The organism is Bradyrhizobium genosp. SA-3 (genome assembly GCF_004212635.1).
GTDB lineage: Bacteria > Pseudomonadota > Alphaproteobacteria > Rhizobiales > Xanthobacteraceae > Bradyrhizobium.
Genome location: NZ_PSRT01000047.1, coordinates 1 through 12962, shown reverse-complemented (window position 1 = coordinate 12962; position 12962 = coordinate 1). Strand labels below are relative to the sequence as shown.

At 58.1% G+C, this 12962-nt stretch carries 11 protein-coding genes and 3 pseudogenes; 8 read left to right on the top strand and 6 right to left on the bottom strand.

Annotation, left to right across the window (positions count from 1 at the left end):
- Positions 1 to 60 precede the first annotated feature (60 nt).
- Both CWO91_RS18095 and CWO91_RS18090 read left to right on the top strand, forming a co-directional pair.
- Positions 61 to 1284, top strand: a complete 1224-nt coding sequence (locus tag CWO91_RS18095; protein WP_130214928.1) for a phenylacetate--CoA ligase family protein — start codon at positions 61 to 63, stop codon at positions 1282 to 1284.
- Between the two features lie 90 nt (positions 1285 to 1374).
- Entirely contained in the window at positions 1375 to 1890 is a 516-nt protein-coding gene (locus tag CWO91_RS18090; protein ID WP_130214926.1) for a D-glycero-alpha-D-manno-heptose-1,7-bisphosphate 7-phosphatase, read from the top strand.
- Between the two features lie 245 nt (positions 1891 to 2135).
- Here the strand turns inward: CWO91_RS18090 and CWO91_RS18085 are convergent.
- The 6 genes and pseudogenes from CWO91_RS18085 to CWO91_RS18065 form a co-directional block, all read right to left on the bottom strand.
- Positions 2136 to 2537 (bottom strand): annotated as a pseudogene (locus CWO91_RS18085) (IS66 family transposase zinc-finger binding domain-containing protein); the annotation flags it as partial.
- A gap of 121 nt (positions 2538 to 2658) precedes the next feature.
- Positions 2659 to 3016 (bottom strand): annotated as a pseudogene (gene tnpB, locus CWO91_RS18080) (IS66 family insertion sequence element accessory protein TnpB).
- Complete coding sequence (locus tag CWO91_RS18075) at positions 3013 to 3309, bottom strand: hypothetical protein (RefSeq protein ID WP_245471293.1); 297 nt, start codon at positions 3307 to 3309, stop codon at positions 3013 to 3015. The pseudogene tnpB (CWO91_RS18080) and the gene CWO91_RS18075 overlap by 4 nt, the downstream one beginning before the upstream one ends.
- Positions 3310 to 3317: 8 nt before the next feature.
- Positions 3318 to 3446: pseudogene (locus tag CWO91_RS44330) on the bottom strand (IS66-like element accessory protein TnpA); the annotation flags it as partial.
- Between the two features lie 415 nt (positions 3447 to 3861).
- The gene (locus CWO91_RS18070) at positions 3862 to 5421 is read right to left on the bottom strand and encodes a hypothetical protein (RefSeq protein WP_130214924.1); all 1560 of its coding nucleotides are present in this window, start codon (positions 5419 to 5421) and stop codon (positions 3862 to 3864) included.
- A 116-nt stretch (positions 5422 to 5537) separates the two neighbouring features.
- On the bottom strand, positions 5538 to 6260 hold the full coding sequence (locus tag CWO91_RS18065; protein WP_130214922.1) for a class I SAM-dependent methyltransferase: 723 nt from the start codon (positions 6258 to 6260) through the stop codon (positions 5538 to 5540).
- 178 nt (positions 6261 to 6438) lie between these two features.
- On the opposite strand from CWO91_RS18065, the gene CWO91_RS18060 reads away from it, so the two are divergent.
- From CWO91_RS18060 to tnpC, 6 genes are all read left to right on the top strand, one after another.
- Positions 6439 to 7275 (top strand): FkbM family methyltransferase, encoded by an 837-nt coding sequence (locus CWO91_RS18060; RefSeq protein WP_130214920.1) that lies wholly within the window; start codon positions 6439 to 6441, stop codon positions 7273 to 7275.
- 180 nt (positions 7276 to 7455) lie between these two features.
- The gene (locus tag CWO91_RS18055) at positions 7456 to 8895 is read left to right on the top strand and encodes a glycosyltransferase (protein WP_130214918.1); all 1440 of its coding nucleotides are present in this window, start codon (positions 7456 to 7458) and stop codon (positions 8893 to 8895) included.
- 473 nt (positions 8896 to 9368) lie between these two features.
- Positions 9369 to 9620: a hypothetical protein gene (locus CWO91_RS18050; protein ID WP_130214916.1), complete on the top strand. Its 252-nt coding sequence runs from the start codon at positions 9369 to 9371 to the stop codon at positions 9618 to 9620.
- 1091 nt (positions 9621 to 10711) lie between these two features.
- Positions 10712 to 11137, top strand: coding sequence for an IS66-like element accessory protein TnpA (tnpA, locus tag CWO91_RS18045; RefSeq protein ID WP_245471292.1), 426 nt, complete (start codon positions 10712 to 10714; stop codon positions 11135 to 11137).
- Positions 11134 to 11481 carry an IS66 family insertion sequence element accessory protein TnpB gene (tnpB, locus tag CWO91_RS18040; RefSeq protein ID WP_027564512.1) on the top strand — a complete coding sequence of 116 codons (348 nt, stop codon included), beginning with the start codon at positions 11134 to 11136 and terminating at the stop codon, positions 11479 to 11481. Before tnpA ends, tnpB (CWO91_RS18040) begins: the two co-directional genes overlap by 4 nt.
- A 70-nt stretch (positions 11482 to 11551) precedes the next feature.
- A partial coding sequence (gene tnpC / locus CWO91_RS18035) for an IS66 family transposase (protein WP_130214914.1) occupies positions 11552 to 12962 on the top strand: 1411 nt, incomplete at its 3' end.

The window sequence follows — 12962 nt, the reverse complement described above, 5'->3', positions numbered from 1 at the left end:
GCCGTCTGATAGCCGTGCCGGCGGCGGCGCGCAACGGATGCCAACCTCTAAGGACCAGCCATGACCGCCCATTACGACGCCCTCGAGACGCGTGACCATGGCGCACGCGAGGCCGAGCTGTTTTCCCGGCTGCCGGAAGTCCTGCGCGGCGCAATGGCCGCTCCAGCCTATGCCGAGAGGCTTAGGGGCTTTGACCCAGCCTCAGTGACGTCCAGAGCGGCGCTGGCGCGTCTGCCGGTGCTGCGCAAGTCGGAGCTGCCGGCCATGCACAAGGCCTCAGCGCCCTTCGGCGGCTTCGTGGCGGCTGCTCCCGGCACATTCGCCCGGCTGTTCACCTCGCCCGGTCCGATCTTCGAGCCGGAGGGGCGGCAGGCCGATCCCTGGCGCGGCGCGCGGGCGCTGTTCGCAGCCGGGTTCCGGGAGGGCGACGTCGTGCTCAACACCTTCAGCTATCATCTCACCCCCGGTGGCTTCATTTTCGATGCCTCAGCGCGCTCGCTCGGCTGCGCCGTAATCCCGGCCGGCCCGGGTAACACCGAGCAGCAGTTCGAGCTGATCGAGGCCTACAGGCCGGTTGGCTACAGCGGCACGCCGGACTTTTTGAAGATCCTGCTCGATGCCGCCTCGACCGCTGGGCGCGACGTCTCCTCGATCAAGCGCGCACTGGTCTCGGGCGCCGCGTTCCCGCCCTCGCTCCAGGTTGAGATCAAGGCGCGCGGCATCGACGCCTACCAGGCGTTCGGCACCGCTGATCTCGGCCTCATCGCCTTTGAGACCGGGGCCCGCGAGGGCATGGTCGTGAACGAGGACCTGATCATGGAGATCGTCAAGCCCGGCACTGGGGACCCAGTTGCGCCGGGCGACGTCGGCGAAATCGTCGTGACCTCGCTCGACCCGCACCATCCCTGGATCCGGCTCGCGCTCGGCGACCTCACCGCGGCCTTGCCCGGCACGAGCCCTTGCGGGCGCACCAACATGCGCATCAAGGGCTGGATGGGCCGCGCCGACCAGACCACCAAGGTCAAGGGTATGTTCGTCCGACCCGAGCAAGTCGCCGAGATCGGCAAGCGGCATTCTACGCTCGGACGACTACGCCTCGTCGTCACGCGCCACGGCGAGAGCGATGCAATGACCTTAAGGGCGGAAACCGCGGCCGCGAACGACGCGCTGCGCGACGAGATCGCCGCCAGCTTGCGCGCCGTGACGAAACTCAGCGGCAACGTCGAGCTGGTCAGCCCCGGCGCGCTGCCGAACGACGGCAAGGTGATCGCGGACGAGAGGTGAGCGCGCTGCCAGTCGCGCGCGTTTACGACATCCTTGACAAGCCGCCGGCGGAACGGTGAACAAGGACCGCGAACAGCTCTTGCGACACCTATGACGACATCAACTCGCCCGGCCGTATTCTTCGACCGCGACGGAGTCCTCAACCACGATGCGGGCTACCTCTTCGAGGCCGCCAAGTTCAAGTGGATGGATGGCGCACGCGAGGCGATCAGGCTGGTGAACGAGGCCGGTTATTTCGCCTTCGTCGTTACCAACCAATCCGGCGTGGCCCGCGGCTTCTATGAGGAGAGCGACGTAGACACCCTCCACCGCTGGATGGCAGAGGAACTCGCCGCGGTCGGCGCGCATATCGATGCGTTCGAGTACTGTCCGGACCATCCCGAGGCCCCCATCGAGCGCTATCGTCGCGACAGCCACCGGCGCAAGCCCAGGCCGGGCATGATCACCGACCTGATGCAGCGCTTTCCCGTCGCAATCGACAGGAGCTTCCTGATCGGCGATCAGGAGCGCGACTTGGAGGCGGCGCGCGCCGCGGGCATCCGCGGGTTGCTGTTCCGGGAAGGCAATCTCGCGATCTTCGTGCGCGAGGCACTCAACTTGCGCTGATCGGGGTGATCCCCCCAGACCCGGCTCTGGGATGAGCAATCAGCGATCGATCTTCGCAGTTTCGAGACGGGTTTGTACGCCTACCACAGCATCGGACGGGGCGCATGTCCCCCGGAGCGTCCTGAGATCGGCAAGCACCATCCCCGCTCGGGCGATTGCCCTTCATCGTCTCGCCTGAGCGCGAGATGGACGCCATGACGCTAAAGATGGTGACCAGTGTGCCAAACGACTCGCTTCGCGACCTCGCAGGCTCGGCAGGCGTATTTGGGACGCCGGGTCACGAGGATCCGGAACTGCGCCGGGACCAGGTCCAGCCGTTCGCTCCTATCCTCGCCGATCCGATGCAACTCGCCCTGGCAGCAGGGACAGGTCTTGTCCTCGATGTCGACGATGACCTCGATCCGCGGCAGGTGCGCCGGCAAGGCGCCACGGTTGCCGCGGCGCTTGCGAGCCCGCGCCTCACGGCCTTCAGGTTCGCTCACGTCCTGCGCCGTCTCGCTATACGCCGCCACCTGTTCGACGTCTTCCAGGCCCAGCAGCATCTGATCTTCAGGCAGCGTCTCTGCCCGCCGGCCAAACCGATGCCGCTGCAATTCCTTGATGATCTGACGCAGCCGTTCGCTCTCGCACCGCTCGGCAAGCAGCATCGCTTTCAGCGTCTCGGGTCGTCAGGCAGGGCGTCGCTCACACCCAATTCAGAGCATATTCGTCGCCATCTGGCGACGCGGCCGACGCTCCTGATTCACTTCGCCGCAGCGCCGCTAACAACTATCCCGGTTGTGTTGGCGCCGGCGTCACCCGCGCTTCATGCACAAGCCGCCAGTCGAGCCCCTCCAGCAGTGCCGACAATTGGGCCGCCGACAGACGCATCACACCGTCCTCAATCTTCGGCCAGCGGAAGATTCCATCCTCGAGCCTCTTGGCGAACAGACAAAAAACCCGTTCCGTCCCAGAACACCAGTTTGATCCGATCCGCCCGCTTGGCCCGGAACACATAGACAGCTCCCGAGAATGGATCAGCCCCCATGCTCTCGCGCACCAGGGTCGCAAGCCCCTCCATTCCCTTGCGGAAGTCTACCGGTTTGGTCGCCACCATCACCCGGACCGCACCCGACGGACCGATCACCGGCTCGCCTTCAGCGCCTGGACGATCGACGCAATCATCCTTGGGTCCGCACCACGACCGGCCCGGATCGTGATGCCGTCAACTTCTATCTCGATGACCCCGGAATCTGCCTTTGCCTTGCGCACCGCTTTGCGCTCAGAGCTAAGAGCGGGCGCCGGCACCACGGCATCCACCACTGCCGGCACAAACTGTACTTCTTCTGCTTCGGAATGACCGCCCGCCGCTTCTCGCAACTGACGTCGCCAGCAAACAACTGCTGCGGCGACAATCCATGCCGTCGCGCTACCGAGCAAACCGAGTCGCCGCTCGCCACGATCTCCGCAACAATCCGCGCCTTGTCCTCGTCGCCCCACTTTCGCCGACGGCCGGCTCCGGTGAAGACCTCAAGCCGCCGAACCGGCTCCGTGATAGCACTATGCACTGTGTCCATTCTAAGCCTAACGGTTCAAACAAACCGCAGACTCGCAGATCGCCCCGTCATCCGGTAGGTGGCCGCTGAACAGCGCTTACGTAGAATGGTACAATTGGCGAAGAACACTGGCGCATCTGGCTGGCAGCTCGTTGCTCCAATGCGGTTGAATTTATAATCGACCAAGCGAAAATGTGATCGCTCGCAACCAGCCAGTATGCCGGAACTATCCGAAGGGATCGGCTTAGATAAAATGATTCGGGCGACGCGTACTTGTCCGACAGCACCCGAACACTATAAAGAATATGTCAACTGCAGCAGCGCCACCCACAAGATGAAGGAAGCCGCATGGCAGAACGGCATAATCCGCCGATCACTGCTATTGCGAGAAGAGAACGAAGCAATCCCATTCGAGCAACGAAAAACTAGTGCGAAGTCAGTCGGCTTGCCGTGGCAGATTTAAGTCAATGCATGAATGATTGATCAAGGCCACGCGAATATCTCCAACCCTGCATATGTCATCCACTGGCCTCTTAAACGGCAGCTGGTCCGCAAATAGTGGGTATGAGCTCACAACGGCTACGCATGCGTCAACCGGTATCACGCTGTTTACGTCACGCATGTCGCCGGGAATGAAGACAGCCTTGTTGAAATAATCGTAGTTAAGCAAGACGCGATCAAACGAGAGGCGAATTGCATCATTGTAGAACACAACCTGGTCATCGTTTCTGTTGGCGTAAAGGAAGCCGAAGATGATCGGATACTCAAATAGTCCGACGCTGTAGCTCGGCAACACATAGCAGGTTGAGCGCAAAGCCATCAGCGGCTTCTCAACTATCACCTCAGCCCCCTTCTGGGCATTTGCATCAGAGTAAAATTGATAAGTAGTCCAAACCCGCCCAGCGACAAGCTGAACGATAACAACTCCAATGCAAATCGAAGAAAAGCGAACGTAAGAGCACATCTCCCGCGCTATCCGCGAATAAGTGAGCGCCACTCCCAACATGAACGGCGCAATGCTGATAGCCGGAACTAAATAGTATGCATAATACTGCTTGGACACTATCGCAATTGAAGCAAATATCACTAACGCCATTGCAAAGACCGTGCGACCGATCAAACTACCCTCAACTGACCCGACCTGGCGCCTCAAAATCAGTAATGAGATAGCAGTAGCAAGGAGATCGATCCAGTAATCCCGCCCTATCCTTGAAAGAGCTAAGAACGCAGCTCCGTAGTCAATGAATCCACGCTCTCCGCTCCCATAAGCCCCCTTAGCGTGCGCAATGCTGTCTATATAGCCTGTAAATATTTGCAGCTCTTTCCAAGCAGGTAAGAGCGCCAAAATCAATGACATGGTCATCGCAGCCAGGTACGTAACTTGCGGGCGCGCGCGGAATCCTGCGGCGACGGGATAGAGCAGGATAAACGGCAGAAACAGTATCTTCGTTGCCAAACCGACGGTCGCAAGAACTCCCGCAACGATACTCAATCGCATCGAGGCGAAGCTTTTCAAGGCGGCGCAGAATGTGACGGCGACGAGAAGTGACGCAATGCCAACCAAGAAGGGCTCGGGCATCAAGCGTGCACCGAAAGTCACGGCGTGCGCTGAAGAAAATAGCCCTGCTTGGAGAATCAATCCTAGCGGAACCGAGCTGCTTGCACGCGCGACCATAATTCCCGCAATAAGACTGCAGGAGCTCGTAAAGAGAGCCACAGAGAAGCGTGCGATTAGCATCAGCGAATCGAAATGAAGCAACGAGTTCGCGCCAAATGAACCGGAATACAGAAGCTTGCTCGCCCCGCCGATCACTGCGCCGCCAAATACGATGAGACTCACGCCTGGATGGAAGAGAAACCGAATGCTAATGCCTGCATCGAGATTGATTGCAGCAAAATAGTACGCTGCGTCAGGATCAATGAAGGGGCCAAACGAGCCGCCCAGCCAAATCAATCCAACTGTTTGTACGGTCAGAAACACAGTCGGAAGGCTCATTAGAATAAGCCAGCCGCGCATTCCCAACGGAAGAGTCTGCCTCGAGATAGTCAACGGCGCTTCACCTTTGACGTGATAAACGCGGAGAAGTCGAAATGAGTAACGAAACGACTATTTCATGTCGTCTTTTCCACCACGATCAGGACACGGAATCCAAAAAGTCGCCCGAGCCAAGGCTCCAGACGACGTTCCAATCCAAGCGTCCATTTCGCGACTGGTTCGTTGATTAGCGACCAAGATTTGAACCCACCGCTGAGGGGATATGCGGCTAGCGAAAACCAATACGTTCGCGCTATTCGTAGTGTCGGAAAGGCGTCGTGAAATTGCTCGCGATATCGAGTCACCAAAAGAGTAGGAATTGCCTGGTTGGCATCGTAGGGGTCGCGTCGAGGGTCAGGCATGCCAGTGGCCAAAGGATCATGTTTCATCCTGACCGGCTCCTGATGAAATAAACGTAAGAATAGTGTGCTTCCTAAAGTGACAGCAGGCTCTGCCATTACGATCCTTCCACCAACCCGCAGCACTCTTTCAGCCTCGCGGAAGAACAGTGATGGAAACTCCAAATGATGTAAGACATCGAGCATGACGATGTTATCGAACGTGGCTTCGGCGAACGGCAGACGCTGAGCATCCGCAACAGCGTCCAGCCACGGCGCAAACTGAACATCCGTAGAAATCACGTCGGCAAGTTTTTCCTTCAGATTGCCAATACCTCCCCCAATCTCCAGCGTATTCCCCGGCCCGGTCGACGCTGCGATTCGATCAAAGAAATCGCCGTAAACCAGCCTCAGACTAGGCTTGCGGTTCCACACCGCTTGATAGTCTTGGAGGAACTCCATGCGCTATAGTCACTGCCCTTTACTTGCTGCCGGCTCTTGCTTCCAGGCACCAGCATCCGATCAAGCTGGTTGTGTCTGGCTAGGTGATAAGCCTAGAATGAGTCGAGCGAGACTGCAATTGAGGCGTGTCCCAATGTTCAGTCGTCCAACTGGTTGACCACTCACGGTTCCACTGAAGATGAAGACAGCCGACAAAATACGTTTGGCACGCGCTGCTTACAAGTTGGTCCGATTCGGCTTGCGATTGGTCGGCAAGAATGATCGCGCGAGTGTAGTCCGCGGGCAGGTCAGGTTCGATCTTGAGCTTTCCGAAGGAATAGACTTTGCGATTTTCATTGGCGCGTTCGAACGTGCCACGCAAAGAGCACTTAGCAAACTCGTCAAATCCTCAAGTACCGTTTTGGATATTGGAGCCAACGTGGGAGCGCATACGCTCCTCCTCGCAAAACTGGTGGGTGAAAAAGGGAGAGTATTGGCTTTCGAACCCACTGACTTCGCCTACGGTAAGCTCAGTCACAATCTCGCGCTCAACCCGGAGCTTGCGGCGCGCGTGAGAGCCTTTCAATGTTTTCTAACGGTAGAAAACAATGTCGCTGTTCCGTCGACAATCTATTCGAGTTGGCCGCTAGTCGCGAGAGGTGAAACTCACGCAAAGCACCTCGGGAGAGAGATGCCGACGGCATCGGCGTCATCGCGCAGCTTGGACAGCGTTCTAAGGGAAGCCGGCGTGAAGAATGTGGATCTTGTCAAGCTGGATGTCGATGGATATGAGTGTGATGTACTTCGGGGGGCGTCGACGGTGTTGACGAAGATGCGTCCAATCTTCGTGATGGAGTTGGCGCCTTACGTTTTGCAGGAACGTGGAGCTTCACTCGAGGAACTGATATCAATCTTCATCGGAAGTGGATATCAGTTTTTTGACGAACGCACCGGCCAAGCTTTACCGTCAGCCGCAGCTCAACTGCGGAAGCTCATCGGCGACGGGGAAAGTAGGAACGTGATCGCTAGAACCTGAACTTTGAGGCGCCGACATATTGATGACTGCGCGCCAAACGGCGGATTCCAGGCCACTCAAGATAACACGCAGATGGCTTGAAACGGCTCGGAGAAGCACAATCCTAGTCGATTCATCCGAATAGACATTTGGAGCAACGGTCAACAGGCGTTGTCAACGTCGCCAAGGCACGGGTTTGGTATGTCCAGCACTGCTAGTTCGTCAAGGAAGGCGTCTATCCATAAATTCTCAGAGCGGTACGCCGCTTCACGCGACCACTGGCGGAGCAAAGCGAGCTTTTTCCATCGGGAAGACCAGATCTATTTGCGCTTTCTGATTCCGCCGGCATCAAGGGTGCTCGAAATCGGTTGTGGGACAGGTGATACGTTGGCCAGTCTCGAGCCGTCGTACGGCGTGGGCGTGGACTTCAGCGAAGCGATGATCGCCAAAGCAAAAGAGCGGCATCCCGAACTGACTTTCCAATTGGGTGACGCTGAAGACCTGGAAACCATAAATGCGATCGAGGGCCCCTTCGACTTCATTTTAATTCTCGATACGATAGGCTCGTTTGACGATTGCCAAGAAAGCATCTTTCATCTTCATAAATTGTGCTCGCGTGAAACGCGGCTTGTTATTGGTTACTTTTCCCATCTCTGGTGGCCAATACTTCGGATGGCCGAAATGGTCAGATTGCGGATGCCGTATCCCGAACAGAACGTGCTCTCTCCAGCCGACGTTCGCAGCTTTGCGAGGCTTGCAGACTTCGATCCCGTCAGGTCAGAACAGCGGGTGCTCTCGCCATTGGCTTTGCTTGGCATGGGACGCCTCATCAATCGCTTCATAAGCATCCTGCCAGGCATCCGTGCACTTGCGTTACGGCATTTCCTGGTGTGTCGATCGACGCACGTGCACGGCCCTGAACTGAAATCCGTGACCGTTGTTGTGCCAGCACGCAATGAGCGTGGGAATATAGAGCCCGCCGTGCAGCGAATTGGGGATTTCTGCGGCGATATTGAGATATTGTTCGTGGAGGGACACAGTAAGGACGGAACCTTCGCGGAAATGGAGCGTGTGAGGTCAGCCTATCCGGAGCGAGATATCAAGATTATGTCTCAGCCCGGCAAGGGAAAGGCGGATGCGGTCTTTAGTGCGTTTGATGTCGCACGCGGCGATGTCCTTATGATATTGGATGCCGACCTGACGATGCCGCCGGAGCAGTTGCCAAAATTCTGGGATGCGATCCGGTCGGGCAAAGGCGAGTTCATCAATGGGTCTCGGCTGGTATATGGAATGGACGATGGCGCCATGAGATTTCTGAACCTAATTGCAAATAGGCTATTTTCCTATTTGTTTTCGTGGATTCTCAATCAACGCTACAGTGATACACTTTGTGGAACCAAAGTCTTGCGGCGAACTGATTACCTGCGGTTGAAGGCAGGCAAATCCTATTTTGGCGACTTCGATCCATTCGGCGACTTCGATTTGATCTTTGGTGCTTCTAGGCTCAATTTGAAATCGATCGATTTGCCGATTCGGTATACCGCACGCAGTTATGGCGAAACGCAGATTTCGCGATTCGCACACGGATGGATGCTAGTGAAGATGGTGGCGTTCGCTTTTCTTAGAATCAAGGCTCGATAGGCGGCCGCGAAGCACGTCCAGACTGGATCCGCCGCCCGCTCGGACCTGCGACGTGCCGGTGGCTCGTGCGCTTTATTCATGGGACGCCGCGATCGATGATCGCGGTCGACCAACGATCTCGCTTCCTTCCGGCAAAACGAGGGCTTCGATAACCTCATCACCCAACAGGCAAATTCCAAACTACTAACAATATTACTGTCCGCTTTTCGTGCTTGACGTCAAATGCTGAGCTCGCCTGTGTGAAGTTCCCTCGATGAACGGAGCTTGCACCCGATCACCACGGGACACCAAAAGCCACAAACACGAAAAGAGCGATCGCTACGACGGTCCACACGACCGCCTTGGATGATCGTAGCAGCAAAGAAGTGGTTTCATTAGAAAATTTATCCAATTCGGCCTCCTCTCGCCTGCAATCTTGATGCGACTCTGATACATGCTTATCTTCACAAAAAACAACAATCGAATCGACGTTCATGCGCTGGGCGAACTTGCGAACGATTCTGCTCTTAATGATCGCCGTCAATTTTGTTGGTATCGGAGCCGGCGAGATTCAAAGGCGAGCGCTGATGAAGTCGCTGTATGGAGCGCAGGTCGATCATACAAAGACACTCGAGAAGCAAATCGACCGACTTAATGACGAGTTAAGCGACAAGTCATCTAAGTTGGAAGCGCTCGCGCAGGCGATGGCAACTTCCAGAGATGCCCCCAATGAGACTCTAGCGTGAGTTCAAAAGATCCAAACTGATCTCGAGCGCGCAAATGCGCAACTAATGGAGCTCCAAGGAAACGCGAAGTTGTCGCAAATTATAGCGCTCGAACAACGAGAGCAGCTACCTGAAATCGCGGCCAGACTGAATCATCTTGAGCTGCTAGTTCAGCAGGCCGTGGCGCAGCTATCAGGACTTCGCGTTAGGATCGACCATGGAGATGCGGAGCCTTCTCGCTGAGCGACAGAAGCTTACAGACCGCCTGCGAAGGTCGTCGAGCAGACCCACCGCTGACGCGTGGTACGCTCAAAAGTCTAATCACGACGCAGCCTGCCTAATCATTCGTCCCGTTATCAGGAGGACGTGATCTTCAGGGCGGATATGTGTCTTCTCGAGGCGCAATGATGAGCCCGTATCTTGGCGGAGATACTGCCCCAACGTATTCCTCAGCTAGGAAGACACCGCCTTCCTTGAGGGCCGAGACGAGTTCTTCGGCGTAAGCCTTAGCTTCTTGGTCTCCCATCTTGGTCACTATCGCTGATTTGCTGTCGGCCTCAGATCTGAGCGCGGCGATTAGCGCGCTTCGTTGTTCCTCTGTGGGACGACGTGACGCGACCTTTCCCGCGAGCTTGAGGCGTTCTGATCTTCTAAGGCGACAGAGAGTTCAAGATTTTGAGTCCGATCCTTTCCTGCTCTAGCCGGCTCCTTCGGCTTGGACGCTTGCTTGAGCTGCCCGTTCGTCTGCCGTCGCGGATCGCTCGAGAGCTTGGTCGCCCCTCGCCTTGGCTTCTGCGATCTTGCTCGGCCTCATGCTGTGATCGCAGACGTCCTACCGGTAACAAAGGAAGAGAACGCCGTCAGCGCTACGGCGGCGCCATCCAAGATGGCGCCAACGAGCAGAGTCCAATAGGCAATCGCGTCCCACGTATCTAAAGAGATTCTTGTTTGTCTCATTTACTTCGAGGCGCTGATTGATGATTTGGGAAAATCTCACAATGCCGGGTTGCGTGCGGGCAGCGTCAGCAAAAACCAGGGTCAGTCACGCAGAGCCGTATCGCTCCGGCGAGGACCGCCTTGCGCAGTTTGATGGAAGATGAAGACATAGGCGTATGACTGACCATATGCCTATGCCTAAGGTTTCCCGACTTGAAGTCGTCTCGACGGGCGCTCGACGCCGTTGGACATTGGAAGAAAAGCAGCGGATCGTCACCGAGAGCTATGGCGGGCCACGTCTGGTGTCGGTGACGGCACGACGCAACGGGCTGTCGACAAGCCAATTGTTCACGTGGCGCCGGTTGGCGCGCGAAGGCAAGTTGAGCGGGGATGGCGCGCCGGCGCTTGTTCCGGTTGAGATCACGTCTGCGGCGGCTCCGATCTCGAGTAGCGCGCCACAACCGGTGTCTTCACCGCCTGCGCAACGTGCAAGGGCCGGCATTATCGAGATCGAGCTTGGCGGCGGCTGTCGCGTGCGCGTTGACCGGGACGTGGACACGGAGGCGCTGCAGCGGGTTCTTGAGCTTCTGAGACGGCGATGATCCCGATCCCGAGCGGCGTCAGGGTCTGGATTGCCACCGGCCACACCGACATGCGCCGCGGGATGCAAAGCCTGGCGCTTGCGGTCCAGGAGAGCCTGAAGCGCGATCCTCATGCTGGCGATCTCTACATCTTCCGGGGTCGTCGCGGCGATCTGGTCAAGATCCTCTGGCATGACGGGCTGGGCATGTCGCTCTACGCCAAGCGCCTGGACCGAGGCAAGTTCATCTGGCCTTCGGCGTCGGACGGCGCGGTATCGATCTCAGCGGCGCAGATGGCCTATATGCTGGAAGGGATCGACTGGCGGAATCCACAGCTGAGCTGGCGACCGAGAAGCGCGGGCTGAGCACAAAATCCAGCAGATTTTGCATTTTGGGGGAGTCACAACGCTTCCAATCTGTGATTCACTGTGTCGCATGGATGCCGAGCGCGACGCTGTTCCGGATAACATTGCCGCCCTGAAAGAGGCGTTGGCCGCCGAACGCACGAGGGGTTTGGAGATCGCCGCTGAACTCGCGGTCGCCCGTGCGAAAGCGTCTGAGGACGAAGCGCTGATCGCCCAGCAGAAGCTGCAGATCGCCAAGCTAAAGCATCAGATCTACGGCCAGCGGTCGGAGCGTTCGTCGCGCCTGATCGAGCAGTTGGCCTTGACGTTCGAAGAGCTGGAAAGTGACGCCACTGAAGACGAGCTGGCGGCAGAGCGCGCTGTGGCCAACCGTCTGCGCAAGCTCGGCGAGGACGTGACGAGGACACTGGAAGTGGTACCGCGCCAGTGGAAAGTGATCGAGACGGTCCGGGAGAAGTTCTCCTGCCGCGACTGCGAGAAGATCAGCCAGGCCCCGGCGCCATTCCATGCCGTCGCACGGGGATGGGCCGGCCCGAGCCTGTTGGCCATGATCATGTTCGAGAAGTTCGGCCAACATCAGCCCTTAAACCGCCAGGCGGAGCGCTACGCCCTGGAAGGCGTGCCGATCGCGCTGTCGACCATGGCGGACGCCGTGGGATCGGTCTGTGCGTCGCTGGATCCCCTGCTGCGCCTGGTCGAAGCCCATGTCCTGGCGGCCGAGCGCCTGCATGCCGATGATACGACCGTGCCAGTGCTGGCCAAGGGCAAGACCGATACGGCACGCTGCTGGATCTACGTCCGGGACGACCGGCCGTTTGGCGGCGCCGGGCCGCCGGCGGCGATGTTCTACTACTCCCGTGACCGCAGGGGCGAGCATCCCCAGGCGCATCTGGCGGGGTATACCGGCATCCTGCAGGCCGACGCCTATGACGGGTACAACCAGCTCTATCTGGCGGGACGCCACCCTGGACCGATCCGGGAAGCGGCGTGTTGGGTCCATGCGCGGCGCCCATTCTTCGCCATGGCCGATATCGAAGAGAATGCGCGGCGCAAGGCCACCGGCAAGAAGGAGATCCCGCTCTCGCCCATCGCGGTCGAGGTCGTGCGGCGGATCGATGCGCTGTTCGAGATCGAGCGCTCCATCAATGGCAGGAGCCCCGAAGAGCGTCTGGAGATGCGACAGACGCTGAGCCGGCCTCTGGTCGAGGACCTGCAGGTCTATATGCAGGAGCAGCTCGCCAAGCTGTCCCGTGGGCACGACCTGGCCAAGGCGTTCAACTACATCCTGAAGCGGTGGGCGAGCTTCACGCTGTTCCTGGAGGACGGACGAGTCTGTCTCTCGAACAATGCCGCCGAAAGAGGCTTGCGAGGCATCGCTCTTGGACGAAAATCCTGGTTGTTCTGCGGCTCTGATCGCGGCGGACGGCGCGCGGCTTCCATGTATGGCTTGATCATCACTTGTCTATGCCGCGCGCGGCATA

What these genes read in the sequence shown, in the direction of transcription:
- CWO91_RS18095 (WP_130214928.1), top strand. Translation starts at nt 61, where the DNA reads ATGACCGCCCATTACGACGCCCTCGAGACGCGTGACCATGGCGCACGC.
- CWO91_RS18090 (WP_130214926.1), top strand. Translation starts at nt 1,375, where the DNA reads ATGACGACATCAACTCGCCCGGCCGTATTCTTCGACCGCGACGGAGTC.
- CWO91_RS18070 (WP_130214924.1), bottom strand. Translation starts at nt 5,421, where the DNA reads ATGAGCCTTCCGACTGTGTTTCTGACCGTACAAACAGTTGGATTGATT.
- CWO91_RS18065 (WP_130214922.1), bottom strand. Translation starts at nt 6,260, where the DNA reads ATGGAGTTCCTCCAAGACTATCAAGCGGTGTGGAACCGCAAGCCTAGT.
- CWO91_RS18060 (WP_130214920.1), top strand. Translation starts at nt 6,439, where the DNA reads ATGAAGACAGCCGACAAAATACGTTTGGCACGCGCTGCTTACAAGTTG.
- CWO91_RS18055 (WP_130214918.1), top strand. Translation starts at nt 7,456, where the DNA reads ATGTCCAGCACTGCTAGTTCGTCAAGGAAGGCGTCTATCCATAAATTC.
- CWO91_RS18050 (WP_130214916.1), top strand. Translation starts at nt 9,369, where the DNA reads ATGCGCTGGGCGAACTTGCGAACGATTCTGCTCTTAATGATCGCCGTC.
- tnpA (WP_245471292.1), top strand. Translation starts at nt 10,712, where the DNA reads ATGACTGACCATATGCCTATGCCTAAGGTTTCCCGACTTGAAGTCGTC.
- tnpB (WP_027564512.1), top strand. Translation starts at nt 11,134, where the DNA reads ATGATCCCGATCCCGAGCGGCGTCAGGGTCTGGATTGCCACCGGCCAC.